This window comes from Streptomyces sp. NPDC005423 (assembly GCF_040606415.1).
Classification (GTDB): domain Bacteria; phylum Actinomycetota; class Actinomycetes; order Streptomycetales; family Streptomycetaceae; genus Streptomyces.
Genome location: NZ_JBEXET010000002.1, coordinates 168,366 through 194,502 on the forward strand (window position 1 = coordinate 168,366; position 26,137 = coordinate 194,502).

Annotated in this window: 19 protein-coding genes and 3 pseudogenes; 18 read left to right on the forward strand and 4 right to left on the reverse strand. The window is 72.1% G+C overall.

Annotation, left to right across the window (positions count from 1 at the left end):
- The first annotated feature begins 11 nt into the window (after positions 1 to 11).
- The 5 genes from chvE (at position 12) to ABZT12_RS04640 (ending at position 7,174) form a co-directional block, all read left to right on the forward strand.
- The gene (chvE, locus tag ABZT12_RS04620) at positions 12 to 1,121 is read left to right on the forward strand and encodes a multiple monosaccharide ABC transporter substrate-binding protein (protein ID WP_356377191.1); all 1,110 of its coding nucleotides are present in this window, start codon (positions 12 to 14) and stop codon (positions 1,119 to 1,121) included.
- Between the two features lie 44 nt (positions 1,122 to 1,165).
- Entirely contained in the window at positions 1,166 to 2,716 is a 1,551-nt protein-coding gene (gene mmsA, locus ABZT12_RS04625; RefSeq protein ID WP_356377194.1) for a multiple monosaccharide ABC transporter ATP-binding protein, read from the forward strand.
- A complete protein-coding gene (gene mmsB / locus ABZT12_RS04630; RefSeq protein ID WP_356377197.1) occupies positions 2,713 to 3,957 on the forward strand; it encodes a multiple monosaccharide ABC transporter permease in 1,245 nt (414 codons plus the stop codon). Before mmsA ends, mmsB begins: the two co-directional genes overlap by 4 nt.
- Positions 3,958 to 4,019: 62 nt before the next feature.
- Positions 4,020 to 5,174, forward strand: a complete 1,155-nt coding sequence (locus ABZT12_RS04635) for an aldose epimerase family protein (protein WP_356377199.1) — start codon at positions 4,020 to 4,022, stop codon at positions 5,172 to 5,174.
- 179 nt (positions 5,175 to 5,353) lie between these two features.
- The gene (locus ABZT12_RS04640; protein ID WP_356377202.1) at positions 5,354 to 7,174 is read left to right on the forward strand and encodes an aminotransferase class I/II-fold pyridoxal phosphate-dependent enzyme; all 1,821 of its coding nucleotides are present in this window, start codon (positions 5,354 to 5,356) and stop codon (positions 7,172 to 7,174) included.
- A 10-nt stretch (positions 7,175 to 7,184) separates the two neighbouring features.
- Here ABZT12_RS04640 and ABZT12_RS04645 read toward each other — a convergent pair whose 3' ends face one another.
- The gene (locus tag ABZT12_RS04645) at positions 7,185 to 7,643 is read right to left on the reverse strand and encodes an Rrf2 family transcriptional regulator (RefSeq protein WP_356377205.1); all 459 of its coding nucleotides are present in this window, start codon (positions 7,641 to 7,643) and stop codon (positions 7,185 to 7,187) included.
- A 133-nt stretch (positions 7,644 to 7,776) separates the two neighbouring features.
- Between ABZT12_RS04645 and ABZT12_RS04650 the strand changes: the two genes are divergently transcribed.
- On the forward strand, positions 7,777 to 10,746 hold the full coding sequence (locus ABZT12_RS04650) for a beta-galactosidase (RefSeq protein ID WP_356377207.1): 2,970 nt from the start codon (positions 7,777 to 7,779) through the stop codon (positions 10,744 to 10,746).
- 24 nt (positions 10,747 to 10,770) lie between these two features.
- Here the strand turns inward: ABZT12_RS04650 and ABZT12_RS04655 are convergent, their stop codons facing one another.
- Positions 10,771 to 12,285, reverse strand: a complete 1,515-nt coding sequence (locus tag ABZT12_RS04655) for an alpha-N-arabinofuranosidase (protein ID WP_356377210.1) — start codon at positions 12,283 to 12,285, stop codon at positions 10,771 to 10,773.
- Positions 12,286 to 12,529: 244 nt separating this feature from the next.
- On the opposite strand from ABZT12_RS04655, the gene ABZT12_RS04660 reads away from it, so the two are divergent.
- From ABZT12_RS04660 to ABZT12_RS04680, 5 genes are read left to right on the forward strand one after another with little or no spacing between them, the layout of a single operon-like run.
- Positions 12,530 to 12,733, forward strand: a complete 204-nt coding sequence (locus ABZT12_RS04660; protein WP_356377213.1) for a hypothetical protein — start codon at positions 12,530 to 12,532, stop codon at positions 12,731 to 12,733.
- Between the two features lie 57 nt (positions 12,734 to 12,790).
- Entirely contained in the window at positions 12,791 to 13,291 is a 501-nt protein-coding gene (locus ABZT12_RS04665) for a toxin (RefSeq protein ID WP_356378088.1), read from the forward strand.
- Positions 13,288 to 14,466: an MAB_1171c family putative transporter gene (locus ABZT12_RS04670; RefSeq protein ID WP_356377215.1), complete on the forward strand. Its 1,179-nt coding sequence runs from the start codon at positions 13,288 to 13,290 to the stop codon at positions 14,464 to 14,466. The genes ABZT12_RS04665 and ABZT12_RS04670 overlap by 4 nt, the downstream gene beginning before the upstream one ends.
- Positions 14,463 to 15,638 carry an MAB_1171c family putative transporter gene (locus ABZT12_RS04675; protein WP_356377218.1) on the forward strand — a complete coding sequence of 392 codons (1,176 nt, stop codon included), beginning with the start codon at positions 14,463 to 14,465 and terminating at the stop codon, positions 15,636 to 15,638. The genes ABZT12_RS04670 and ABZT12_RS04675 overlap by 4 nt, the downstream gene beginning before the upstream one ends.
- A gap of 14 nt (positions 15,639 to 15,652) precedes the next feature.
- Entirely contained in the window at positions 15,653 to 17,050 is a 1,398-nt protein-coding gene (locus ABZT12_RS04680; RefSeq protein WP_356377221.1) for an FAD-dependent monooxygenase, read from the forward strand.
- Positions 17,051 to 17,151: 101 nt separating this feature from the next.
- Here the strand turns inward: ABZT12_RS04680 and ABZT12_RS04685 are convergent, their stop codons facing one another.
- Both ABZT12_RS04685 and ABZT12_RS04690 read right to left on the reverse strand, forming a co-directional pair.
- Entirely contained in the window at positions 17,152 to 17,994 is an 843-nt protein-coding gene (locus ABZT12_RS04685) for an SMP-30/gluconolactonase/LRE family protein (RefSeq protein WP_356377223.1), read from the reverse strand.
- On the reverse strand, positions 17,991 to 18,764 hold the full coding sequence (locus ABZT12_RS04690) for an IclR family transcriptional regulator (RefSeq protein WP_356377226.1): 774 nt from the start codon (positions 18,762 to 18,764) through the stop codon (positions 17,991 to 17,993). Before ABZT12_RS04690 ends, ABZT12_RS04685 begins: the two co-directional genes overlap by 4 nt.
- 202 nt (positions 18,765 to 18,966) lie before the next feature.
- On the opposite strand from ABZT12_RS04690, the gene ABZT12_RS04695 reads away from it, so the two are divergent.
- The 7 genes and pseudogenes from ABZT12_RS04695 to ABZT12_RS04725 all read left to right on the forward strand — a co-directional run bounded on the left by ABZT12_RS04695 (position 18,967) and on the right by ABZT12_RS04725 (position 25,402).
- The gene (locus ABZT12_RS04695) at positions 18,967 to 19,575 is read left to right on the forward strand and encodes a hypothetical protein (RefSeq protein WP_356377229.1); all 609 of its coding nucleotides are present in this window, start codon (positions 18,967 to 18,969) and stop codon (positions 19,573 to 19,575) included.
- 62 nt (positions 19,576 to 19,637) lie between these two features.
- A pseudogene (locus ABZT12_RS04700) lies at positions 19,638 to 19,934 on the forward strand (helix-turn-helix domain-containing protein); the annotation flags it as partial.
- 161 nt (positions 19,935 to 20,095) lie between these two features.
- Positions 20,096 to 20,902: pseudogene (locus ABZT12_RS04705) on the forward strand (protein phosphatase 2C domain-containing protein); the annotation flags it as partial.
- A 78-nt stretch (positions 20,903 to 20,980) separates the two neighbouring features.
- Positions 20,981 to 21,241: pseudogene (locus ABZT12_RS04710) on the forward strand (SAM-dependent methyltransferase); the annotation flags it as partial.
- Between the two features lie 45 nt (positions 21,242 to 21,286).
- Entirely contained in the window at positions 21,287 to 22,735 is a 1,449-nt protein-coding gene (locus tag ABZT12_RS04715; RefSeq protein WP_356377232.1) for an acyl-CoA synthetase, read from the forward strand.
- Entirely contained in the window at positions 22,728 to 24,089 is a 1,362-nt protein-coding gene (locus tag ABZT12_RS04720) for a carboxyl transferase domain-containing protein (RefSeq protein WP_356377235.1), read from the forward strand. Before ABZT12_RS04715 ends, ABZT12_RS04720 begins: the two co-directional genes overlap by 8 nt.
- A 275-nt stretch (positions 24,090 to 24,364) precedes the next feature.
- Positions 24,365 to 25,402: a rod shape-determining protein gene (locus tag ABZT12_RS04725; RefSeq protein WP_356377238.1), complete on the forward strand. Its 1,038-nt coding sequence runs from the start codon at positions 24,365 to 24,367 to the stop codon at positions 25,400 to 25,402.
- The last annotated feature ends 735 nt before the right edge of the window (positions 25,403 to 26,137 follow it).

Below are 26,137 nucleotides of genomic sequence, written 5' to 3' on the forward strand. Positions count from 1 at the left end.
GGAAAGATCACATGCGCAACCGCAGAAGCACCCTCACGGTGATAGCCGGCGCCGCCTCCCTCGCCCTCGCCCTGTCCGCGTGCGGGCAGAGCGGCTCGGGCGGAAGCAACGAGAAGGCGAGCGACTCCAAGGGCGGCACCATCGGCATCGCGATGCCGACCAAGTCCTCGGAGCGGTGGATCTCCGACGGCAACAACCTCGTCAACGACATCAAGGCCAAGGGGTACAAGACCAAGCTGGTCTTCGGCCAGGACGACCCGGACACCCAGGTCTCGCAGATCGAGAACCTGATCACGCAGGGCGTCAAGGGCCTGGTCATCGCTGCGATCGACAACAAGTCGCTGAACAACGTGCTCCAGGAGGCCGCGGACGCCCACATCCCGGTCATCGCCTACGACCGGCTGATCCTCGGTACCAAGAACGTCGACTACTACGCGTCCTTCGACAACGAGAAGGTCGGTGTCGAGCAGGGCACGTACATCGTGCACAAGCTGGGCCTGGACAGCGGCAAGAAGGGCCCGTTCAACATCGAGCTCTTCGCCGGCTCCAACGACGACAACAACACCAAGTACTTCTTCAACGGCGCGATGAGCGTGCTTCAGCCGTACATCGACAAGAAGCAGCTGGTGGTCAAGTCCGGCCAGACCGCGCTGAACAAGGTCACGACGCTGCGCTGGGACGGCGCGACCGCGCAGTCGCGCATGGAGGACATCCTCACCTCCTCCTACAAGTCCGTGAAGGTCAACGCGGTGCTCTCGCCCTACGACGGCATCTCGATCGGCATCCTCGCCGCGCTGAAGTCGGACGGCTACGGTTCCGCCGCCCAGCCGCTGCCCGTCATCACCGGCCAGGACGCCGAGCTGGCCTCGGTGAAGTCGATCATCGCGGGTGAGCAGACGCAGACCGTCTACAAGGACCTCCGCAAGCTCGCCAAGGTCGCCGCCACCATGGTCGACGACGCGCTGAACAAGAAGACCCCGCAGGTCAACGACACCAAGACCTACGACAACGGCAGCAAGGTCGTGCCCGCCTACCTGCTCCAGCCGGTGAGCGTGGACAAGAGCAACTACGAGGACGTGCTGGTCAAGGGCGGCTACTACACCGAGTCCGAACTGAAGTAGTCCCGTCCCCCACCCGACCCCTCACTTGATTGGAAGGCACGACCATGGCGGGACCCGTCCTGGAAATGCGCTCGATCGTCAAGACCTTTCCCGGTGTCAAAGCGCTGTCGGACGTGACGTTGACGGTCCGTCAGGGCGAGGTCCACGCCATCTGCGGGGAGAACGGCGCCGGCAAGTCCACCTTGATGAAGGTGCTCTCCGGCGTCCATCCGCACGGCAGTTACGAGGGCGACATCCTCTTCGAAGGAGAGGAGTGCCACTTCCGGGACATCCGGGCGAGCGAGCAGCACGGCATCGTCATCATCCACCAGGAGCTGGCGCTGGTGCCGTACCTCTCCATCGCGGAGAACATCTTCCTCGGCAACGAGCACGCCACGCGGGGGCTCATCAACTGGAACGAGACCCTCAAGCACGGCACCGAACTGCTGCGCCGGGTCGGGCTCGGCGACCACCCGGAGACCCGCGTCGCCGACATCGGCGTGGGCAAGCAGCAGCTCGTGGAGATCGCGAAGGCGCTGTCGAAGAAGGTCAAGCTGCTGATCCTCGACGAGCCGACGGCGGCTCTGAACGACGAGGACAGCGACAAACTCCTGGATCTCATCCTGGAGTTGAAGAACCAGGGCATCACCTCGATCATCATCTCGCACAAGCTGAACGAGATCCGCAAGGTCGCCGACTCGGTGACGATCCTGCGCGACGGCCGGTCGATCGAGACGCTCGACGTGAAGGCGCCGGAGACCACCGAGGAGCGGATCATCTCCGGCATGGTCGGCCGCGACCTCGACCACCGCTTCCCCGAGCGCACCCCGCACCGGGCGGAGGTGGACGCGGCGCCCGCGCTGGAGATCCGCGACTGGACGGTGCACCACCCGATCGACCAGCAGCGCAAGGTCGTCGACGGCGTGTCCATCAACGTGCGGCGGGGCGAGATCGTGGGCATCGCAGGCCTCATGGGCGCCGGCCGCACCGAACTCGCGATGAGCGTCTTCGGACGTTCCTACGGGCGGTACGCGGGCGGCACGGTCCTCAAGGACGGCACGGAGATCCGTACGAAGACGGTCGCCGAGGCGATCGGACACGGCATCGCGTACGTCACCGAGGACCGCAAGCACTACGGTCTCAACCTCATCGACACCATCAACCGGAACATCTCGCTGGCCGCCCTGGGGAAGGTGTCCCGGCGCGGTGTGGTCGACGAGCACGAGGAGCGGCAGGTCGCCGAGGGCTTCCGCACCTCGATGAACATCAAGGCGCCGACGGTCTTCGAGCCGGTGGGCAAGTTGTCCGGCGGCAACCAGCAGAAGGTCGTCCTCAGCAAGTGGATCTTCGCGGGTCCGGACGTGCTGATCCTGGACGAACCGACCCGCGGTATCGACGTGGGTGCCAAGTACGAGATCTACACGGTCATCGACAAACTGGCCGCCGAGGGCAAGGCGGTCGTCTTCATCTCCTCGGAGCTGCCCGAGCTGCTCGGCATGTGCGACCGCATCTACACGATGGCCGCCGGGCGGCTGACCGGTGAGGTCGCGCGTGCCGAGGCCACGCAGGAAGTGCTGATGCGCCAGATGACAAAGGACAAAGAGGTATCGCGATGAGCACGGATGTGACCGCCAAGAGCCCGGCCCCCGCGCCGCCGGGCAAGAGCGGACCGGCCGCGGGTGGCGGCCTGTTGCGGCTGGTCCTGGACGGTATGCGCCGCAACATGCGGCAGTACGGCATGCTGATCGCGCTCGGCCTGATCGTGGTCTTCTTCGAGGTGCGCACCGGCGGCGACCTGCTGCTGCCGCGCAACGTCTCGAACCTGGTGCTGCAGAACAGCTACATCCTGATCCTGGCCATCGGCATGATGCTGGTCATCATCGCCGGGCACATCGATCTGTCGGTCGGTTCACTGACGGCGTTCGTGGGCGCCTTCGCGGCCGTGCTGACCGTCAGCCACCATGTGGCGTGGCCGGTCGCCGTGGTGCTGTGCCTGCTGATGGGCGCGGTGGCGGGCTCCGTACAGGGCCTGTTGATCGCCTACGCCGGGATACCGTCGTTCATCGTCACCCTGGCCGGGATGCTGCTGTTCCGCGGTCTGACGGAGATCCTGCTCCAGGGCCAGACGCTCGGCCCGTTCCCGGGCGGTTTGCAGAAGATAGGCAACGGCTTCCTGCCCGCCGTCGGCCCGAACACCAACTACCACAACATCACGCTGCTGCTCGGTCTGGTGATGGTCACCGCCGTGGTGCTCCAGGAGGTGCGTGACCGGCGCCGGCAGCGGGAGTTCTCGCTGGACGTCGTGCCGGTGCAGTTCTTCGCCCTCAAGCTGGCGATCATCGTGGCGGCGATCGCGTGGCTGACGCTGCTGCTCGCCAGCTACAACGGCGCGCCGATCGTGCTGATCATCCTCGGTGTCCTGGTCGCCGGTTACGGCTACGTCATGCGCAACGCGGTCTTCGGCCGGCACATCTACGCCATCGGCGGCAACCTGCCGGCGGCCAAGCTGTCCGGTGTCAAGGACAAGCGGATCACCTTCCAGGTCTTCCTCAACATGGGCGTGCTCGCGGCCCTGGCGGGCATCGTGGTCGCCGCCCGCCTGAACGCGGCCTCGCCGAAGGCCGGCGTCAGCTACGAACTGGAGGCGATCGCCTCCTCGTTCATCGGTGGCGCGTCCATGAGCGGCGGTGTCGGCACGGTTCTCGGTGCCATCATCGGCGGTCTCGTCCTCGGCGTGCTGAACAACGGCATGAACCTCCTCAGTGTCGGCACCGACTGGCAACAGGTCATCAAGGGCCTCGCCCTGCTGGCCGCGGTCGGCTTCGACGTGTGGAACAAGCGCAAGTCCGGTTCGTAATTCAGCCCGGGCCCCGCCCGTCGCGAGGCGGGACGGGGCCCCTTCCATGTGCAGGAGCCGCAGTGGAACTGAACAGACGCACGGTCATTGCAGGAGCGGCCGCCGCGGGCATCGCCGCGAGCACGCTGGGAACAGGGACGGCGCAGGCCGCGTCGGACGGCAGGAGGCCCGTGAAGGAACTCTTCGGCACGCTCGCGGACGGAACGAAGGTCCACCGCTGGTCGCTGGCGAACGGCGGGACCCGCCTGAAGGTCCTCTCCTACGGCGGCATCGTCCAGTCGCTGGAGATCCCCGACCGGCACGGCACGTACGCCAACGTGTCGCTGGGCTACGACAACCTGGCCGCCTACGTGGCCGGCACCACGTTCTTCGGCGCGACCATCGGCCGGTACGGGAACCGCATCGCCAAGGGGCGGTTCACCCTGGACGGCAAGAGCTACCAGCTCTCCGTCAACGACGGTGTCAACAGCCTGCACGGCGGCGCCAAGGGCTTCAACACGAAGGTGTGGGACGTCGAGCCCTTCACCTCGGGCTCCGACGTCGGCCTGCACCTGTACTACACCAGCGTCGACGGGGAGATGGGGTACCCGGGCACCCTCAGGACGAAGGTGACGTACACCCTGACCCGGAACGGCGACTGGCGCATCGACTACACGGCCACCACCGACAAGGCGACCGTGGTCAACCTGACCAACCACACCTACTACAACCTCGCGGGCGAGGGCAACGGCGGCATCTACGACCACGAACTCACCATCGCCGCGAGCCGTTACACGCCCACCGACTCCGGTCTGATCCCCACCGGCGAACTGGCGAAGATCGCGGGCACCCCCTTCGACTTCCGCAAGGCCAAGCCGATCGGCCGCGACATCCGCGCCGGCCACCCGCAGCAGGTCACCGCCAAGGGCTACGACCACAACTGGGTCCTGGACAAGGGCGTCACGGCGAAGCCCGAGCACATCGCCACGCTGCGGGACCCCGCCTCCGGGCGCACCCTGAAGATCGCCACCGACCAGCCGGGCCTCCAGTTCTACTCGGGCAACTTCCTGGACGGCACCCTGACCGGCACCTCCGGACGCACCTACCGGCAGGGCGACGCACTGGCCCTGGAGACCCAGCACTACCCGGACTCCCCAAACCAGCCGTCCTGGCCGTCGACGGTGCTGCGGCCCGGCCAGACCTACCGGACGACGACGATCCACTCGTTCGGAGCCTGACCGGCCGCGACCGGACGCGGGGTTCGGGCCCGGGGTTCCCGAACTCACACTCTCTTCACACACGTTGAACAGCGCCACGCTCGTCTCCGTATTCAAGGGTGGCCCGCGCTCCCCCGCGCGGGCCACCCAGACGACGGGCCCGGTCGTCCCCACCGGGCCCGCCTGCGACGGAGGTTCCCTTGGCCGACTCCAACGTCACCTCGCTCTTCCGCGGTACGGCGGCGCACAGCCCGTCGATGGCGGCGTTGACGCGAGAGGGCGACGGCTCAGGCCCGGTGGACTTCTGCATCCCGTGCAACCCCTACTTCCCCACCCCCGCCATGTTCGACGCGATGGCGAGCCGGCTGCGCGACATCATCACGTACTACCCGAGCGGCGCCGACACGATCACGGCCGAGCTGTGCAGCCTGCTCAACCTTCCGCCGCAGTGTGTGGCGATGGGCAACGGTTCCACCGAACTGATCACGTGGATCGACCACTTGCTGGTCCGCGAGTCCCTCGCCATCCCCGTCCCCACCTTCGGCCGCTGGACCGACCAGCCCATGGAGACCGGCAAGCGGGTCGACATGTTCCCGCTCCAGGAGTCCAGCGGCTTCGCCCTCGACCTGTCGCAGTACGCGGAGTTCATCCGCAAGCGGAACACCAGGGTCGCGGTGATCTGCAACCCCAACAACCCCGACGGCGGCTTCCTGCACAAGCAGGCGCTGACCCAGTTCATGGACGCGATGGCCGACCTGGACCTGATCATCGTGGACGAGTCGTTCCTGGAGTTCGCCGACGCGGAGGCCGAACCGAGCGTCGTACAGGAGGCGATGCTGCGGCCCAACGTGATCGTGCTGCGCAGCCTCGGCAAGAACTTCGGTCTGCACGGCATCCGGTTCGGCTATCTGGTTGCCAACCCCTCGCTGGCCGGCCGGATCCGCTCGATGCTCCCCAAGTGGAACCTCAACTCCTTCGCCGAACACGTGGTGTTCATGCTGAAGGAGCACGGCGCCGAGTACGCGCAGAGCCTTCAGCAGGTGCGCCGGGACCGGCTCGACATGGCCGGCCACCTCTCGGCGCTGCCCGGCCTGACGGTCTACCCGTCGCAGGGCAACTTCCTCTTCGTACGCCTCCCCGTGGGCGCCGAAGGCACCGTGGTCCGGGACCGGATGCTCACCGAGCACCGCATCCTGGTCCGCGAGTGCGGCAACAAGATCGGATCGTCCAGCCGCTTCCTGCGGCTCGTGGTGCGCCCCCAGGTGGACGTGCGTCGCCTGGTGTCCGGCCTGGAACAGGTGCTCTACGGGACCAGGAGGGGAGCCGCCGTACCCGAGCTGAGTACCGGGACCAACTACAGCTCGGGTACGGCGGCCGTTGACCGGTTGGTCAGCGCGACCAACGGGGCCGGTATGCCGGGGCTGGCCGCTCAGGCGCTCGCCGCCGCCCCGGCACCGGGTCCCGCGATGCCGCTGCCCGCCGCGGCGGCGCAGAGCCGGCAGATACCGGAGCCGATGGCCCCGCAGCCCCAGCCCTCGCAGCCCCCGCGGCAACCCCAGCCGGCCCCGATGCCGATGGTGGCCGCCGCGCAGTCCCAGCAGATGCCGATGGTCGCCGCCGCCCAGTCCCAGCAGATGCCGATGACGGCGATGGGCGCCCAGCAGTCGAACGGCGTCGGGATGCCCATGCAGGCCGTGGCGCAGATGCAGCAGTTCCCGCAGCAGAGGGAACCGGCCCCGCAGCAGCAGATGCCGCAGATGCCCCAGCAGATGCCGCAGATGCCCCAGCAGCAGCCCTACGGGACTCCCACCCCGGCGCCGTTCCCCTCGCCGGTTCCCGAGCCCGCCCCGATGCCGGGGCTCACTCCGCCCGGTGTGCCGGCCCGGAACGGGCTCACGGCGGCGCAGGTGCGGGGTACGACGAGTCCGGCCGGTATGCAGAACCTGGCGCCGGCCCCGGCCACCGGGTGGCCCAACGCGCAGAGCTGGCCGAACGCGGCGGGGATGGGCCAGGCCGGGTAGCCGGCCGGTCCTACGGGTTCTCCCAGGCCGCCGGTTCCGCCGCCAGCAGCCGCACCGGCTCCGGCAGCGTGTCCGCCGCGATGTCCGCGACCGTGACGCCCTCCAAGATGCGGCGAACGTTGGCGCGCAGCGCGATCCACAGGGGCAGCAGCGGTTCGGCCGAGCCCGTGTAGGACAGCCCGGTCGGGCGTTCGCCGCGGACGGAGACGATCGGGCCGTCGACGGCCCGGATCACGTCGGCGACGGTGATCGCGCCGGCCTCCCGGGCGAGCCGGTAGCCGCCGCCCCCGCCGCGCCGGCTGTCGACGATCCCGGCCCGCCGCAGATCGCCGAGGATGCCCTCCAGGAACTTGTGCGGGATGTCCTGGACGCGGGCGATGGCCTCCGCTTTCACCGGGCCGCCGTCGGTCCGTACGGCGAGCTCCAGGACCGCCCGTACCGCGTAATCCGCCCGTGCCGAGATCCTCATGCGTCCATTGTGGGCCCGTGTGGCGTACAGAATGGCCCCGCACGACAAGACCCCGCACGACGGCCTTCCTGGGCGACCACGGAGGATGGTCCCGCACGTGCCGCCGACGGACCGCACCCGGGAGGAGCTTCCTTTGGAGCTGAGCCGACGTACCTTCAGCACTCTGGCCGGGACGGCCGTGCTCGGCTTCGCGCTGGGCGGCGGGAGCGCGGGCACCTCCGACGCGTACGCGTCGCACGTGGTGCCGACCGGCCCCGCGCCCGGCCCGCCGGGCGCGGACGGGCTGCGGCACACCGTCGGCCACGACCGCTACTCGCTGATCGTGGACGGCCGGCGGCTGGTGCTGTGGTCGGGCGAGATGCACCCCTTCCGGCTCCCCAGCCCGTCCCTGTGGCGGGACGTCCTGCAGAAGATGCGCGCCTTCGGCTACAACGCGGTCAGCGTCTACGTGTCCTGGAACTACCACTCCGCCGCCCCGGGACAGTACGACTTCACGGGCGTCCGCGATCTCGACCTGTTCCTGCGTACGGCCGCCGAGACCGGGCTCTACGTCGTCCTGCGCCCGGGGCCGTACATCAACGCGGAGATCGACGGCGGCGGCTTCCCCGGCTGGCTGACGGCCACCGCGGGCACCGCGCGGACCGCCGACCCGACCTATCTGTCCCACGCCGACGAGTGGCTGACGGCCGTCAACGGCATCGTCTCCCGGCATCTCTTCACCCGGGGCACCGGCACGGTCCTGCTCTACCAGATCGAGAACGAGTACGACTCCCACGTCACCGAACCGGCCGGGCGGGCGTACATGTCCCACCTGTACCGGAAGGTGCGCGCCGACGGGATCGACGTACCGCTGTTCCACAACGACAAGGGGCGCAACGGGTACTGGACCCCCGGGTCCTTCGACACCGGTGGCGAGAAGGGGCGTTGGCTCTACGGCTTCGACGGTTACCCGTCGCCCTCCCAAGTCCCCTCGGACTGGGGGCACTTCGGGGCCGGTGGCGCCCGGGGCGGTGCGACGGCCAGTCCCCGCACCCCGGGTTTCGTGCCGGAGTTCGGCGGCGGCTGGTTCGATCCGTGGGGCGGGTCGTGGTTCCAGGGGAAGGGGTACGCGGAGTCCCGGCGGACGCGTGACGCCGCGTACGAGCGGCGGTTCTATCTCACCAACCTCGCCAACGGACTCACCCTGCACAACGTCTACATGACGTTCGGCGGCACCTCGTGGGGCTGGCTGCCCGCGCCGGTCGTCTACACGTCCTACGACTACGGCGCCACCTTCGACGAGGGCCGCAACCCGACCGCCAAGCTGGTCCCGATGCACCAGCTCGGGCACCTGCTCCAGCGCGTGCCCGACCTGGCGAAGCTGGACCGGGCCGCGGACGTCCGGGTGGAGGGGCTCAAGGTCTACCACCTCACCAACCCCGACACCGGCTCCCACGTCTACGTCCTGCGCAACGACGGGACGGCCGAGGTCTCCTCGACGCTGCCGACCGCCGCCGCCGACGTGGAGGTCACCGTCCCGGCCCGGGACGCCCGGCTGCTGGTCACCGAACTCGCCCTCGGCAAGAGGAAGTTGAAGTACGCGACGGTCTCGCCGATGCTGACCCTCACGGCCGGCCGGTCGGAGATCGCGCTCTTCGCCGGACGGCACGGCGAGATGGCCCACGTGGCGCTGGACTGCCCGGCCGAGCCGGTCGTCACCCGTCTCGACGCGGAGGCCGCCTGGGCCTACGACAGCGGCCGGTTGCACGTCACGGCCCCGCTCGGCGTCGGCGGGCTGACCCGGGTGCTCGTCGAGGGCGGCGGCATCGACACCCCGCTGCTGCTGTTCCTCGCCGACGAGACGACCTCCGTACGGCTGTGGCCGGTCGAGACCCCGTCCGGCTCGGTGCTGGTCTACGGTCCCGCGCTGGTGCGGTCGGCCGCCGTGCACGGCACCACCGTGCGGCTCACCGGCGACACCGTCGGGGAGACCGGGCTGGAGGTGTGGGGGCCGCGCGGGATCGACTCGGTGGAGTGGAACGGGCGCCCGGTGGCCACGATCGTCACCAACTCCGGGAGCCTGCGGGCGAGCGTGCTGCTGCCCGGGGTCACACCGGTCACGCTGCCCGCGCTCGACGGCTGGCGGCGGCGTACGGAGAACCCGGAGTCCGCCCCCGGCTTCGACGACTCCGCCTGGACGGTGGCGGACCGGACGTCGTCGTTCAGCACGACACCCGTGCCCGCCGGACAGCCCGTGCTCTTCGCGGACGACTACGGCTTCCACTACGGCGACGTCTGGTACCGGGGCCGGTTCACCACCGACGACAAGAGCGGCGTCGAGTCCGTCTCCCTCGCCTACAGCACCGGCACCCAGGGCCTGCTGATGGCCTGGCTGGACGGGAGGCCGCTGGGCACGCACCGGATGCCGGTGCCCGACAACAGCACCGTACGGCAGGGCACGTGGACCGCGACGGCCGTCTTCCCGGTGCCGAAGAAGCTGCGCGGAGCGGGCGACCGGGTGCTGTCGGTGCTCGTCCGGCGGATGCAGCACGACCAGGACGGCAAGGCCCTCGACACCCACAAGGCGGCCCGCGGACTGACCGCGGTGACCTTCAAGGGGGCTTCGCCGAAGGTGAGTTGGCGGCTCCAGGGCGAGGCGTCCGCCGACCCGGTGCGCGGGCCGCAGAACAACGGCGGTCTGTACGGGGAGCGGGAGGGCTGGCATCTGCCGGGGTACGCGGACGGTGGATGGGACCCCGTCGAGCTGCCCCGGGCCGACCGGGGACAGGGCGTCACCTGGTACCGGACGGAGTTCGGACTCACCGTCGACTCCGGTGTGGACGCCTCTATCGGGCTGGTCCTCGACGACGATCCGGCGCGCGCCTACCGCGTCCAGATCTTCCTCAACGGCTGGAACATGGGCCAGTACGTCAACGACGTCGGCCCGCAGCACACCTTCGTCCTGCCGAACGGCATCCTGCGCACCCGCGGCGCCAACACCCTGGCGCTGGCCGTCCTCTCCGACGGCACCACACCCGCGGGCCCGAAGGACGTCCGGCTGACCCTGCTGGGCAGCGCGGCCGGCGGAGTGCGGGTGGACCCGGTCGCCTCCCCCGGCCGCTGAGCGCCGAAGCCCCGCCGGAACCCGCTACGCCAGCCGGATCACGTTCCAGGAGAGCGGCTCCAGTACGGCGGTGAGGGTGCCGTCCCGCAGCGCGGTGCCCTCGACCGGGTGCGGGGCGACCCGCTCCGGCGCGTCGAGGGTGTTGCGGGCGCCGGGGTCGGCGTCCGCGAGCGCGCTGTGCTCGACGACCGACGTCAACGCGAGCCCGTGCAGGGCCACTTCGAGCGGCAGCGGCTCGGCGCGGTCCCGGTTGACCGCGAAGACGGTGACCGAACCGTCCTCGCCGCGCACGGCGGTGGCGTGCAGCAGGTCGGTCTCGCCGTACTCGCGGGTGCCGTAGGTCGGCGAGTCGACGCGGACGTCCAGGACCCGGCCACGGCCGTACCGGGAGGCCTGCGCGAACGGGAAGAACGTCGTCTGCCGCCAGGCCGGGCCGCCGGGCTCGGTCATGATCGGCGCGATGACGTTGACGAGTTGGGCGAGACAGGCGACGGTGACGCGGTCGGCGTGGCGCAGCAGCGCGATCAGCAGCGAGCCGAACACGACCGCGTCCAGCACGCTGTAGCCGTCCTCCAGCAGCCGCGGGGCCTCCGGCCAGTCGGCGGGGTCGGCGGTGCGGTCGTGCTCCTCCCAGTCCGACTGGTACCAGACGTTCCACTCGTCGAAGGAGAGGTTGATCCTCTTCGGCGACTTGAGCCGGGCGCCCACGTGGTCGCAGGTCGCCACCACGTCCTCGATGAAGGACTCCATGCCGACGGCGGAGGCGAGGAAGGAGCCGATGTCGCCGTCGTGCGGCTGGTAGTAGGCGTGCAGGGAGATGAGGTCGACCACGTCGTACGTCTCCCGCAGGACCGTCGCCTCCCAGGCGGCGAAGGTCGGCATGGCGCGGTGGGAGGAGCCGCAGGCGACCAGTTCGATGCCGGGGTCGAGGCGGCGCATGGCGCGGCCGGTCTCGGCGGCGAGCCTGCCGTACTCCTCGGCGGTCTTGTGGCCGGTCTGCCAGGGGCCGTCCAGCTCGTTGCCGAGGCACCAGAGCCGGATGCCGAAGGGGTCCGGGTCGCCGTGGGCGACGCGCAGGCCTGAAAGGGCCGTGCCGGCCGGGTGGTTGGCGTACTCCTGGAGTTCCAGGGCCTCGGCGACACCGCGGGTGCCGAGGTTGACCGCCACCATGGGTTCGACCCCGGGGCCGATCGCGCGCAGGAAGCCGATGTACTCGGAGAGGCCGAAGCGGTGGCTCTCCGTCGAGCGCCAGGCGAGGTCCAGGCGGCGGGGGCGGTCCTCGGCGGGGCCCACCGAGTCCTCCCACTTGTGGCCGGAGACGAAGTTGCCGCCGGGGTAGCGGACCGTGGTGACCCCGAGTTCGCGGACCAGTTCCAGGACGTCGGTGCGGAGACCGGCGGCGTCGGCGGCCGGGTGGCCGGGTTCGAAGATGCCGGTGTAGACGCAGCGGCCCAGGTGTTCCACGAAGGAGCCGTAGAGGCGGGGGTCGACCGTTCCGACCGTGAAGGCGGGGTCGAGGGTGAAGCGAGCGGCGCGCATCCTGTCCTTTCGTTCGACCTGTCGGATCACGATCGCGAGACCGAACGTGACGCTAGGATTCAGGCGCCCCCGCGTCAATGGGCCGCACATCCGCCGGCCCGTCGGTTTCCCGGCGCTCCTTTCCGGACAGAGTGCGCGTTCCGGTCGCCACAACGGCCACCGAAGGGCCTGACGGCGGTAGTTGGGGGCGCGTAACCTCTGACGGACCGTGCGCCGGACAGTGGGAGAAGGGGGAGCGTACGACGTGGAGACGACCTTCCTCGGCGAGCTGTACACGCCCTTCGCGGGGATTCCCGCAGCGGTCCTCTCCGCCGCCCTCGCGGGCGTCCGGCGGCGGCGGGATCCACTGCCGCGCACGTCGGCGGGGGGTACCACGAGGGCGGGCGGCGTGGCGGGGGTGGCCGGCGCGACGGAAGCCGCCGGTTCGTTCCGGCCGCGTCGACGGTGAGGGTGGCTGAGGCGGCTCATGTCCTGGCATATTGCAGCCGTGCGCACGAAGAAGGAGATGCGCCGGCTGGCCGGCGCCCTCATCGACCCCATGCGCGTACCCGTCCCCGCGGACCCCGAGGCGCTCTTCGAGGCGTTGGTCGAGTCCGTCAGCCGCTGGCGGGGACGCGAAGTCGTCGTGCGCCGCGAGGTGTTCCCGCCGCGCACCGCCAGCGGGCTGTGGCTGGAGGGCGACACGTACGACGTCATCGTGGTCGACCAGCGGGCCGCCGCCTGGCACCAGGTCGTGATCTTCTGCCATGAGGTGTGGCACATGCATCAGCGGAGCGCGCACCCCGCGCCGGCCCCCACAGGCGTCCCCCAACCGGCCGCCGCGCGCACCGACTTCAGCCTCGCCGACGAGCAAGAGGCGGACCGCTTCGGCATGTTGATGAGCGGGCGGCTGCGCCCCTGGCTGGAGACCGTCGCCGAGAGCGGACCCGGCGGCCCCGACGAGGGCGCGGCGGACCTCGCCGGACGTATCGGCGCCGCCCTCAACTACCGCGGGCCACAACGGTGAGCGGCCTCATCAACTACGTCAGCTGCGGCCTGCTCTGGCTGGGCCTGCTGGTGAAGGCGCCGGACCTGGTACGCCACTGGCGCGACCCCTATCTGCGGGTCACCTGTGCCGTGCTGGGCCTGGCCGGTGCCTGCTTCTTCCTCGGGGCGCCGCCGACCGTCGGCGCCGTCAACCACGTCAGCGGCGTCACCAACCTCGCCGCCCCGCTGACCTACGCCTCGATCACCGCGTACAGCGCCTCCTCCCAGGTGCTGATCGTGTACTGGCGGGGCGGCCCGGGGATGCGCCGCACCGCCCGCCGCTGGATCGTCGCCTACGCCTTCGTCCTCGTCGGCATCGCGACGACGTTCGCGCTGGGCCGTACGCCCGTGGAGCGCCGTACCGACCTGGACACCTACTACGCGACCACGCCGTACATCGGCGAGATGATCGTGCTGTACCTGGCCGGGCACCTCGCCGCCGTCAGCGTCACCACCGTGTCGTCGCTGCGCTGGGCCCGGCAGGTGCGCGGCTGGCTGCGCGCCGGGCTGATCACGCTGGGCATCGGCTCGCTGTGCGCGTCCGGGTACAGCGTGACCAAGCTGACCGCCGTGATCGCCCGCTGGTGCGGGCGGGACTGGACGGCGCTCGGCACCATCGTCTCGCCGGCCGCCGCCGGGCTGGGCGCGGTGATCACGGTCGTCGGCGTGCTGATCCCGCTGACCGGGCCCCGGCTGACCCGCCGCCGGCAGGACCGGCGCGCCTACGCCCGCCTGGAGCCGCTGGAGCAGGAGCTGGACGAACTGCTGACCCGGCGCGCGCTGCGGCTGCCCCGGCCGCGCTGGTCCTCCCCCGCGACCCGGCTGGTGTGGCGCAGGACCAGCATCCACAACGCGCTCGGCCACCTGGACGCGTTCTTCGACCGGGCCCTGTACGAACGGACGTTGGAGAGCGCGGCCCGGGCCGGCGGTGACCCGGAGTGGGCCGAGGCGACCGCGTGGGCGGCGGTCCTCGCCGCGGCCGTGGCGGAGGAACGGGAACGCACCGAGCCCCTCGCCGCCGCGCCCGACTGGCACCCGGCCCCGGCGCCGGGTCCGGCCGTACTGGTGCGCATCGCCGACGCGCTGGCGATGTCGCCGCTCGTCGCGGCGGCCCGGGTGCGTACCGGTACGACGGAAGGGAGTTCCCGGGCATGAACCTCGTGGTGTACCTCGCGGCCACCGTCTTCGGGCTGTCCTGCACCGTCCTGCTCGGCAGACCGCTCACCGCCCCGCGCAACCCGCTGACCGTCTCCACCTGCGCGGCGATCGTCCTGGGCGCACTGGTCCTCGTCTGCTCGGCCCCGCTGACCCTGAGCACCGTCAACCGCCTCACGGGCGTCCCCAACTTCGGCGCCCCGCTGACCTACGGCATGCTCTCGGCGTACAGCTGCTCGCTGCTCGTCCTGCTGGTCAACTGGCGGGGCGGCTCGGCGGCCCGCATCCGGCGCCTGGTGCTGCGCTGCATGGCGGCCTACGGTGCGCTGATCGTCGTCATCGTCGTGCTCTTCACGCTGGCCCACGCGGACACCGAGCGGCTCACCGACCTCGACACGTACTACGCCAACACGCCCTACATGCGCGAGATGATCGTGCTCTACCTGCTCGGGCACAGTGCGGCCACGCTGGTGATGTGCACGGTCTGCGTCACCTGGGGGCGCGAGGTGGACGGGCTGCTCAGGGCCGGACTGCGGCTGATCCTGATCGGGACGATGCTGGACGTGGTGGGTTTCCAGCTCGCCAAGTACACGGCGGTGGCGGCCCGTTGGACCGGTCACGACCTCGACTTCCTGTCCACCGGGGTGGCGCCGCGGATGGCCTCGCTGGGCGCCCTCACCTGTTCGCTGGGGTTCGTGCTGCCCAGGCTGCTGCCGGCGGCGCGCGCGCACTGGCACGGGCTGGGCGATCTGCGCCGGCTCGGGCCGCTCTGGTCGGAGGTGCGGTTCGCCTCGCTCGCCCCGAAGCCGCCCTGCACGGTGTGGCAGCTGCCCCGGGTACGGCTGCACTGGCGTGAAGTCTCCATCCACGACGGCCTGTTGGCCCTGGCGCCGTACTTCGACGACCGGGTCAGGGAGCGGACCCGCGACGCCGCGCTGCGGGCCGGGTACACCGCGCACGAGGCCCGGGTCGTGGCCGAGGCGGCGATGGTGGCCGACGCCGCCCGCCGCGCCGCCGCCCGCGAGGAACCCTTCGGCACCCCGAGCACCTACCGGCTCTACGCCACGGAGGTCTCCGGGCCGGGCGGGCTGGTCGAGCTGGCGCGGGCGCTGGCACGATCACGCCTCGTCACCGCCGTACCGGAGGGTACGGTGAAGGCCACCCCTGGCTGAGATCGAGGAGCCCCATGCCGCGCAGAGCTGTCGTCATCGGTGCCGGACTGGCCGGCCTGCTCGCCGCGGCCTCGCTGTCCGCCCACGCGGACGAGGTGATCGTGCTGGAGCGGGACGAGCTGCCCGCCGGGCCGGAGCACCGCAGGGGACTGCCCCAGGGACGGCACGCGCATCTGCTGATGTCCGGCGGGCTGGCCGCGATGGAGGAGCTGGTGCCCGGCGCGGGACTGCGCGGGCGGCTGCTCGCCGCGGGCGCCCACGAGATATCGCTCTCCTCGGGCATGCTGGCCCTGACCGCCGAGGGCTGGATGCGGCGCTGGCGGCACGAGGGGCCGCGGATGGTCACCTGTAGCCGGGCGCTGCTGGACTGGGTGGTGCGCGCGGCGGTGCTGGCGGGTACGGGGGCGCGGGTGCGTACAGCGCGCGGGCTGGGCCTCACCGGCGACGCGGGCCGGGTCACCGGGGTCCGGATCTCGACCGACGCCGGCGAGGAGGTGCTCGACGCCGATCTCGTGGTCGACGCCGGCGGGCGCGGCTCGCGGGTGACGCGGTGGCTGGCGGAGCTCGGGGTGAGCGGGGTCCGGGAACGGACCGTCGACTCCGGGCTCGTCAACGCGACCCGCGTCTACCGCAGGCCGGAGGGGGCCGAGCACTTTCCCCTCACGGTGCTCCAGGCCGACCCGTATGCCTCCCGGCCGGGGCGCAGCGGCATGGTGCTGCCCATCGAGGGCGACCGGTGGATGGTCAGCCTCGCCGGTACGCGCGGCGGTGAGCCGCCCGCCGACCCGGACGGCTTCCTGCGGTACATGCTCGAACTGCCCGACCCCATCCTGGGGCGGCTGGTCTCCGGGGCCGAGCCGCTGACCGACGTGCATGTCAGCCACAGCACCCACAACGCGCGCCGCTATCTGGAGAAGGTCCGGGAGTGGCCCGAGGGGCTGGTGGTCCTCGGTGACGCGCTGGCCACCTTCAACCCCGCCTACGGGCAGGGCATGTCGGTGGCGGCGCTCGAAGTACGGGTGCTGAAGCGGGAGTTGGCGCGGGCGGGGCTCGGCGCGGCCGGTCTGGCCCGGCGGGTGCAGCGCGGGGCGGCGGGTCCGGTGGAGGGCGCCTGGGCGACGGCCATAGGCCAGGACGTCTGGTACCCGGCGACCCGTGGCGGCGACCCCGGCACCGGCGACCGTCTCGTCGCCCGCTACTCCCGCCGCCTGCTGAGGTCGGCCACCGGCTCCTACCCGGCCGCCGCCGCCCTCTGGGACGTCACCAGTCTGGAGGCCGGCCCGTCCCGCCTGCTGCGCCCCGGCGCGCTGCTGGCCGCCGCCAACGGGCCGTTACTGCCGCGGCTTCCGGGTCCGCCACTGACGCCGGAGGAGCGCAAGACGGTGGAGGCGCTGGACCGTACGGCGCCTTGAGGGCGGCCTGGCCCACGGCGTACCGCTCCGGCTGATCACTCCGCAACGGCGGTCGCGGCGCGGGGAGTTGGGGTACGCCCCTCCCCGGCCGCCATCGACTCTCAGCCCGCGAAGGGCGGTTGCGCCACTCCCTTTCCGGCGCCGGGGACCACCAGCAGCGAGCCGGCCACCGGGTGCGGCGCCGTCAGGCCGACGCGGGCGGTGGTGACGTAGAGGTCGGTCAGGTCCGGACCACCGAAGGCGCAGGCCGTGACGCGCGGGACGGGGAGGCGGATCACCCGGTCGAGTTCGCCGTCGGGGGTGTAACGGCGGACCGCGCCGCCGTCCCACAGCGCGACCCAGACACAGCCGTCGGCGTCGACCGTGAGGCCGTCGGGGAAGCCGGCGCCCTCCTCGATCCCGACGAGCCGGCGGCGGTCGGTGACGCGGCCGTCCGCGTACGCGAAGACGTCGACGCGGCGGGTGGGCGAGTCGACGTAGTACATCAGCCGGCCGTCGGGGCTCCAGCCGGTGCCGTTGCTGACCGCCACCGAGTCCAGGACCGTCTCGGCCGAGCCGTCGCCGGTGATCCGGGTGAGGGTGCCGCCGCCGGCCGCCTCGTCGTAGCGCATGGTGCCCGTCCACAGGGCGCCGTCGGGTGCCACGGCCGCGTCGTTGGCACGGCGGCCGGGGACCGGGTCGCGGCGCAGCCAGCGGAACGTGCCGTCGGGGTCGAGGAGTCCCACCCCGTCGCGCAGGTTGAGCGCCAGCCCGCCGCCGGCCCGCGGCTTGGCCGCGCCCACGTGCTGTCCGGTGGAGCGGACCGTGCGCCGGCCGGAGGACGGGTCGTAGGTGTGCACCCGGGAGCCGAGGATGTCGATCCAGATCAGCCGCCCGGCCGCCGCGTCCCAGGTCGGGCCCTCGCCGAGGGTCGCCTCGGCCCGTACCGCCACCTCGTACCTCATCCCACGCTCCGGTGGCCGAGCCGCTCGGACAGTTGCGCGGCGCCCTTCACGGCGAGCTGCTCCAGCTCGACGCGGCGCTCGTCGCTCCAGCGGATCATGGGCACCGAGATGGAGAGCGCGGCGACGACCTGGCCGGTGCGGTCGCGCACCGGGGCGGCCACGCAGGAGACGTCCGGGTTGGACTCGCGGCTCTCCACCGCGACCCCGCGCTCCCGGATCCCGGCGAGCGCCGCGCGCAGGGCGTCCGGCTCGGTGAGGCTGTTGGGCGTCATCGCGACGAGGGATGCGGTCTCCGGGATACGGGCGTTCAGCTCCGGCTCGGAGAGGGAGGCCAGCAGCATCTTGCCCACGGAGGTGCAGTGCGCGGGCAGCCGGCGGCCGGCCGCCGACACCATGCGCACCGCGTGCGTGGAGTCGACCTTGGCGATGTAGATGACGTCGGTGCCTTCGAGGATGGCGACGTGCACGGTCTCGTCGCAGGTCTCGGCGACGGACCGGGCGACCTGCTGGCCCTCGGCGGCGAGGTCGAGCTGCTCGGCGTAGCGGCTGCCGAGCTGGTACGGGCGGACGCCGAGCCGGTAACGTCCGGGTTGTCCGGGCACGGGCACGATGTACGCCCGGGCGGCGAGCGTGGTGACGAGTTCGTGCACGGTGGTGCGCGGCAGTTGCAGCTTGCGCACGATGTCGGGGGCCGAGAGCGTCCCGTCCCCGTCGAGGAAGAGCTCAAGAATGTCGAGAGCCCGGGTCACGGCAGGTACGAGTCGTCCCACAACCGGCCCCCTCTCCTGTGTCGTTGTGAGTGGCTGTGTCGTTGTGAGTAGCTGTGTCGGCGTATGTCGGTATGCTTGAGCGGTAGTGTTCGAAATTTCAACTGGCGATCGGCATAACGAACACAGGCTAGCCATCCCCGGTTGCACGGGCAATGGCCGCGCAGGTCACCGCTGCGGACGGTCCGCGCGGCGGTGCGCGACGATGGGCGGTATGCCCGCCGCGAAGCGTCCCGCCGCCCCCTTCACCCCGCTCGCCTTCCAGCTCGTCCTGCTGCGCCGCATGGCCGACCACAACCCGGAGCTGGTCGAGGCGGCCCGCCGCGAGCTGGGCGTCTCGATCACCGACATGCGCGACGCCAACAAGCGGTGGCAGGCGATGCTGCGCTCCCCGCACGGCCGGGCCGCCGCCGCCCGCTACCGCTCGGTCCTCGGCGCCCCCGAGTCGACGGCCCCCCGCATCCTCGGCGACCTGGAGTGCGAGTCCTGGCAGTGGCCCCTCCCCCTCTGGCCCGGCCTCCGCTTCGAGGTGCTCGCCGCCCCGAACGGCGCGGTGTGGAACGAGTGGCTGGTCCGCGCGCCGGGCGCCGAGCCCCCGCCGCTGCGCACCCTCGACGATCTGACCCCCTGGTCCTGCACGGTCGACGAGGTGGCCCGCGCCTTCGCCCCCGTCCGCCCCCTGGAGGGCACCGCCCCCACCCGCTGGGGCCTCGCCTTCACCGCCCCCGACGCCCGCGGCGAACGCCGAATCTGCGCCGCCGAGTTCACCTGGGGGTTGCTGCAACGGACCGCCCTCACCGACCAGTTCGCTTGACCTTCCCCCTTGGTGAGGGCCCAGCATCGGTGACGGACCAGGGAAACGAGGTCAGGACACCGATGGAGATGCTGACGATCGGGGCGTTCGCACGGGCGAGCAGGCTGTCGCCGAAAGCCCTGCGGCTCTACGACGAGCTGGAGTTGCTGCGGCCGGCGCGCGTGGACCCGGACACCGGATACCGGTACTACGCGGCCGAACAGCTGGAGCGGGCACGCCTGGTGGCGTGGCTGCGCCGGCTCGGGATGCCGCTGGCCGCGATCCGCCGGGTGTGCGCCCTAGAACCGGCGACCGCCGCCGGTGAGGTCCATGCCTTCTGGGCGCGGGCCGAGACGGAGACCGCCGCCCGCCGTGACCTAGTGCTGTGACCGGGAAGGTTCACCGGCTCGCGACGCCCGGCACGGCACCTCGCCGCGTTGTCGCATCACCCGAGTACATCCAGTACGCGGGCAATGCTCCGCCTTGCGATGCACCGCACCGGACGCCGCGAGCTTTCCGGCAAACCCTCCCGGTCACAGCACTAGCCGCCTTCCTGGTCGACCACCTCACCGCGGCCGGCCCGGCCGCACCGGGAAAGGACACCACCATGCTCGCGCTGCGCTACTCCGCCCACTCCGACCGCGGCCTGGTCCGCCCCACCAACCAGGACACGGCCTACGCGGGCACCCGCCTCCTCGCCGTCGCCGACGGCTTCGGCCCGGCGGGCGCCCCCGTCAGCACCGCCGCCGTGGAGGCGCTGCGCTTCCTCGACACCGGGGAGCCGACGGCGGGCGACGTGCTCAACCTCCTGGAGGACGCGGTACAGGGCGCGTCCCAGGCGGTACGGGACGCGGCGGACGGCGACGAGGAGGCCGGCACCACCCTCACCGCCCTCCTGCTGACCGGCTCCCGCCTGGCCCTGGTCCACATCGGCGACTCCCGCGCGTATCTGCTGCGCGGCGGCGGCCTGTTCCGCATCACCCACGACCACACGGTGGTCCAGTCACTGCTCGACGAGGGCCGCCTCACCCCCGAGGAAGCCCTCACGCACCCCCAACGCTCCATGCTGGTACGGGCGTTGACCCACGGCGCGGTCCCGCAGCCGGACCTGCGCCTGCACGACGTCCTCCCCGGCGACCGCTTCCTCGTCTGCTCCGACGGCCTGTCGACGGTGGTCCCCGACGACCGCATCCGCGAACTGCTGTACGCCACGACGGACTTGGACGAGACGGTACGCACCCTGGTGGAGGCCGCGAACGCGGCGGGCGGCCCGGACAACGTGAGTTGCGTGGTGGCCGAGGTGACGGCGGAGACCCACGGAACGGGCGGGGCCGAATCGGCTGCTTGAGCCGCACGGGAGCGAGGCACCGGGGCGCGGGGCTACGGCCGTTCCACGCGAACAGGAGCACCATCGTCGTCATGTCAGCCAACGGACCTGCTCGTCCTGGACGGCGGCGGCCAGGGCAAGGTGCCCGGGGACCCGGCCGCCGACGTGACCCGGCTGCTCGCGCCCGGCGGCTCCGTGGTCGTCGACGACTTCACCCCGTCGGCCACCTGGCCGCCGCTCCACGACGGCGCCCCGGACCGGGCCAGGCTCCGGTGGCTGGGGCATCCCGCGCTCCGCACCGTCGAACTCCGGCTTGCGCCCGACTTGAGCACCCTCGTGGGGACGCGGCACCTGGTGTAGGAACGGATCAGGTGTCGTCGTTTCCTGTGCTGAGGAGTGTGCCGCGTGTCCTCCCTCTTTCCCGCCCTGGCCGACCATCCGGGCGAGCGAACCGCCCTGCGGTTCGGTGACCGGTCCCTGACCTACCGGGAACTCGCGGCGGCGACCGGCGCCCTCGCCGGCCGGCTCCGCGGCGCCGGCCGGGTCGCGGTCTGGGCCACGCCGGCCCTGGAGACCGCCGTGGCGGTGGTGGCCGTACTCCGGGCCGGCGCCGCGGCCGTGCCGCTCAACCCGAAGTCCGGCGAGAAGGAACTCGGGCACATCCTCGCCGACAGCACACCCGCCCTCGTACTGGCCGCGCCGGACGACCAACTGCCGCCCGCACTTGCACACTTGAAGCGGATCGACATCGACGTGCACGCCACCGGCCCGCTCGCCGAGGAGGACGGCGCCCCCGACGCCGCCCCCGCCCTCGTCGTCTACACCTCCGGGACCACCGGCCCGCCCAAGGGCGCCGTCCTCCCCCGCCGGGCCGTCGCTGCGACCCTGGACGCGCTCGCCGACGCCTGGCGGTGGACCGGCGACGACGTACTCGTGCACGCGCTGCCGCTCTTCCACGTGCACGGCCTGGTGCTGGGCATCCTCGGCCCGCTGCGGCGCGGCGGATCGGTGCGGCACCTGGGCCGGTTCGGCACGGACGGGGTGACACGGGAGCTGAACGACGGCGCGACCATGCTGTTCGGCGTCCCGACGATGTACCACCGCCTCGCGGAGTCCCTGCCCGGCGACCCCGCACTCGCCCGCGCGCTCGGCCGCGCCCGGCTGCTCGTCTCCGGCTCCGCCGCGCTGCCGGTCCACGACCACGAGCGCATCACGGCCGCGACCGGCCGCCGGGTCATCGAGCGCTACGGCATGACGGAGACGCTGATGAACACCAGCGTCCGCGCGGACGGCGAACCCCGCGCCGGCACGGTCGGCGTCCCGCTGCCCGGGGTCGCGCTGCGCCTCGTCGAGGAGGACGGCGCCCCCCTCACCTCGTACGACGGCGAGAGCGTGGGCGAGATCCAGGTGCGCGGCCCGAACCTCTTCACCGAGTACCTCAACCGGCCCGACGCCACGGCCGCCGCCTTCACCGCCGACGGCTGGTTCCGCACCGGGGACATGGCGGTGCGCGACCCCGACGGCTATGTCCGGATCGTCGGCCGCAAGGCCACCGACCTGATCAAGAGCGGGGGTTACAAGATCGGCGCCGGGGAGATCGAGAACGCGCTGCTGGAGCACCCGGGGGTGCGGGAGGCGGCCGTCACCGGGGAGCCGGACCCGGACCTGGGCGAACGGATCGTCGCCTGGATCGTGCCGGCCGACCCGGAGAACCCGCCGGGAACAGCGGAGTTGGCCGGCCATGTGGCCGCCCGGCTCGCCCCGCACAAGCGCCCGCGCGTCGTCCACCACCTCGCCTCCCTCCCCCGCAACGACATGGGGAAGATCCTGAAGCGGGCCCTCACCGATGGCTGACCGCAGCTCCGCCCGCGAGATGCTCGACCTGGTCACGGACGGCGGCACCTTCACCGAACTCCCCTACCCCGAGCGGGAGTCCAAGCCGGACGGCCCCCTCGCCTGGCAGGGCTACGACGCCTCGCGGGCCCGCGCCGCCGCACGCACCGGCGAGTCGGAGTCCGTCGTGTGCGGTACGGCGAGTGTCGGGGGCACCCGGGCGGTGCTCATCTCCTTCGAGTTCGGCTTCCTGGGCGGCTCGCTGGGCGAGCGCACCGGGGACCGGCTGACGGCGGCGTACACCCACGCCCGCGAACACCGGCTGCCCGTGGTGCCGTTGGTCGCCACGGGCGGCAGCCGGATGCAGGAGGGCATGGTCGCGCTCAGCCAACTCCAGCGCGTGGCACGGCAGTCGGCGCTCACCCGGGAGGCCGGGCTGGCGCAGCTCGCGGTGGCCCGGGACCCGACGACCGGGGGCGGCTGGGCGACGCTGGGCGCGGGCGCCGATGTGATCCTCGCGCTCTCCGGCGCGCAGGTCGGCTTCGCGGGCTCCCGGGTCCGTCCGCCGGACGCCGACCCGGCGGCGTACACGGCGGAGGCGCAGGTGGCGGCGGGCGCGGCCGACGCCGTCGTGGCGCCGCACGAGCTGCGGGAGTCGCTGGGCCGGTGGCTGCGGCTGCTGACCCGCCCGTCGTCCGAGCCGGCCCCGGTACCGGCCGTGCTCGGCGGCCCGGCGCTCCCGACGACCGGCTGGGACGCGGTCCGCCGCGCCCGCTCCCCCCAACACCCGCGGGCCAAGGCCTATTTGGACGCCTACTTCAGCTTCCGGACGGCGGTCTCCGGGGACCGGTGCGGCGGCACCGACGCGGGCATGCTGTGCGGGTTCGGCGAGCACGAGGGGCGGACGGTCGCGTACGCGGCGCAGACCGGGACGGCGACCCGGCCGGCCGGTTACCGCACGGCCGCCCGGCTGATCCGGCTCGCGGACCGGCTCGGCATCCCGGTGCTGACGCTGGTGGACACCCCGGGCGCCGCGAACGACGCCGAGGCGGAGCGGCAGGGCGTGGGGGCGGCGATCGCGGACCTGTTCGGCGCCGTGGCCGCCGCCCGTACCCCGCTCACCACCCTGCTGATCGGCGAGGGCGGCTCCGGCGGGGCGCTGGCGCTGGCCGCGCCGGGCAACACCTGGGCCACTCCGGACAGTTACTTCTCGGTGATCGCCCCGGAGCCGGCCGCGGCGATCCTCAAGCGTCCGCCGTCGGAGGTGGAGGCGACGGCGGACCAACTCCGGCTCCGGCCGCAGGACTTGGCGGAGCTGGGGGTGGCCCGCACGGCGGACCGGCCGTCCCCGCGCCCGGCCGACCCTCGCCCCTGAGGAGAGCCGAGAAGGAGGGGGAGCCGGAGAGAACCGAAGAAAGCTGGAGGGAGGGAGCTGGAGGGAGGGAGCCGGAGGGAGCGGTCACTATCACGTCCCGGGGCGAATTTGATCTTACCCCTCGCTTATTTGTGAAGGTATGCCGAAAATTCCCCCGTTCGGTGGCCCCCCGCTCGGCCCACCACAAGGAGCGTCCGCCCTCCGGCCCCCGCACGATGCGAGGGAGGCCCGCCACCCGGCGGCACCCGTGGTCTGCGCTCTCGGGAGGACCTGCCATGACCGTCAGTCTGGAGCAGTTGCGACGCTGCCACTTCGCCGTCGATCTGGGGGCCGCCCGAACCCGCGTCTACGTCAAGGGCTCCGGGCTCGTCGTCGACCAGCCCTCGGTCGCCGCGGTGAACACCCGGACCGGGGCGCTGATCGCGGTGGGCGAGTTCGCGGAGAAGATGACGGGCCGTACACCCGACTACATCCGCGTCGTCCGGCCCGTCTCCGGCGGAACCGTCGTCGACATCGAGATGGCGCAGCGCATGCTGCGGCACCTGCTCGGCGACAAGGTCCGCCGCGCCCTGCGCCGCAAACCCCGGCTGCGGGCCGCCGCCTGCACCCCGCACGACGCCCATCTGCTGGCGCAGCGGGCCACGATCGAGACGCTGGTCGGCCTCGGGGCGCGCCGTGTCGAACTGGTCGACACCCTGATCGCCGCCGCCGTCGGCTGCGGACTGCCCGTCGAACAGCCGGAGGCCACCATGATCATGGTGTGCGGGGCGGCGGCGACCCAGGTCGCGGTGCTCTCCCTCGGGTCGATCGTCACCGCCGAACGCATCCCGGTGGGCGGCGAGGCGGTGGACCACGCGATCGTGCAGCACCTGCGCCACGAGCACGAACTGATGCTGCCCAGCCAGTCCGTACGCCCCCTGCAAGTCGCCCTCTCCGGCAACGGTCTGACCGCACAGGGGCCGACCACCACCGAGATCCACGGCCGGGACGTGGCCACCGGGCTGGCCCGTTCCGTGCACGTCGACACCGCCGCCGTACGGGACGCGATCGAGACCCCGCTGACCGCCGTGCTCGACGGAATCGGCAGGGTGCTGCGCAGCTGCCCGCCCGACCTGGTGGCCGACCTCGCCGACCGCGGGATCATGATGGTCGGCGGCAGCGCCCTGCTCCCCGGCCTCGACCAGATGCTGCGGATGGCGACCGGCATGCCGGTGCACATCGCCGAACGCCCGGACATCTGCGCCGTACAGGGCCTGGGCGCGATGCTGGAGGGCAGGATCGAGCCGCTGGTGCTGGACCCGCTGGCCCCCTGAACCGGAGAGCGCCGAGCCGGTCGACGCTCCTCGGCACGCGGCGGCACGCCCCGGCGGCGGCCCGCTCACGCTCCGCCGCCTCCCGGGTCGAGGCGGCGGCGGACGTGACGACGCCCCTCCCGGACGGCCGCGACGCCGTACGCCTGACGGTGTACGGCGACGGCGCCCGGAGGGACGGCGGGTCGGGAACGACGGTGACCTGGCGCTCACCGCTGTGGCCGGAGCGGCACCCCGGCCACGGGTCAGTAGGGGAGCAGGCGCCCCGACGGCGTCCTGCGGTCGATCGTGTCGTCGCGCGGTGTGGTGGGTCGACGGCTGACGCGAACGCGGACCTGACGGTTCATGACGCCCTCCTCGTGACTCATGGCTCATGCCCTGATGCCTCGCGCCTCATGCATCGCGCCGAGACCTCGATGCGATCCAGCCTCCCCTTCGCCCCGCCCCGGCACATCGCCCCCACGGAGGCACCTGCCCTGCCTCCGGGGAGGGAGGGCGGCCGGACCGCCTACTCCCGCGGGAGGAGACCGGCCCCCCGCATCCGGCGAAGGCCCAGCTCAGCCCCGTGAGGACACGGAGGACCCGGCCGCGCCGACGGCGACCGCGCTCCTCGTCTCCGCCGCAACGGCTCCGATCGCCCGTTACCCCTTGCGCCCATGACCCCGTGAGCTGATGAGTCCATGAGCTCACGGGTCTCTGAGCTCACGGGTCCCCAAGCTCACGGGTCCCGAGCTCATG

Coding starts and splice junctions, on each gene's coding strand:
- chvE (WP_356377191.1), top strand. CDS start 12: ATGCGCAACCGCAGAAGCACCCTCACGGTGATAGCCGGCGCCGCCTCC.
- mmsA (WP_356377194.1), top strand. CDS start 1,166: ATGGCGGGACCCGTCCTGGAAATGCGCTCGATCGTCAAGACCTTTCCC.
- mmsB (WP_356377197.1), top strand. CDS start 2,713: ATGAGCACGGATGTGACCGCCAAGAGCCCGGCCCCCGCGCCGCCGGGC.
- ABZT12_RS04645 (WP_356377205.1), bottom strand. CDS start 7,643: ATGAGGATCTCGGCACGGGCGGATTACGCGGTACGGGCGGTCCTGGAG.
- ABZT12_RS04655 (WP_356377210.1), bottom strand. CDS start 12,285: ATGCGCGCCGCTCGCTTCACCCTCGACCCCGCCTTCACGGTCGGAACG.
- ABZT12_RS04665 (WP_356378088.1), top strand. CDS start 12,791: ATGCGCCGGCTGGCCGGCGCCCTCATCGACCCCATGCGCGTACCCGTC.
- ABZT12_RS04675 (WP_356377218.1), top strand. CDS start 14,463: ATGAACCTCGTGGTGTACCTCGCGGCCACCGTCTTCGGGCTGTCCTGC.
- ABZT12_RS04680 (WP_356377221.1), top strand. CDS start 15,653: ATGCCGCGCAGAGCTGTCGTCATCGGTGCCGGACTGGCCGGCCTGCTC.
- ABZT12_RS04685 (WP_356377223.1), bottom strand. CDS start 17,994: ATGAGGTACGAGGTGGCGGTACGGGCCGAGGCGACCCTCGGCGAGGGC.
- ABZT12_RS04695 (WP_356377229.1), top strand. CDS start 18,967: ATGGGCGGTATGCCCGCCGCGAAGCGTCCCGCCGCCCCCTTCACCCCG.
- ABZT12_RS04720 (WP_356377235.1), top strand. CDS start 22,728: ATGGCTGACCGCAGCTCCGCCCGCGAGATGCTCGACCTGGTCACGGAC.
- ABZT12_RS04725 (WP_356377238.1), top strand. CDS start 24,365: ATGACCGTCAGTCTGGAGCAGTTGCGACGCTGCCACTTCGCCGTCGAT.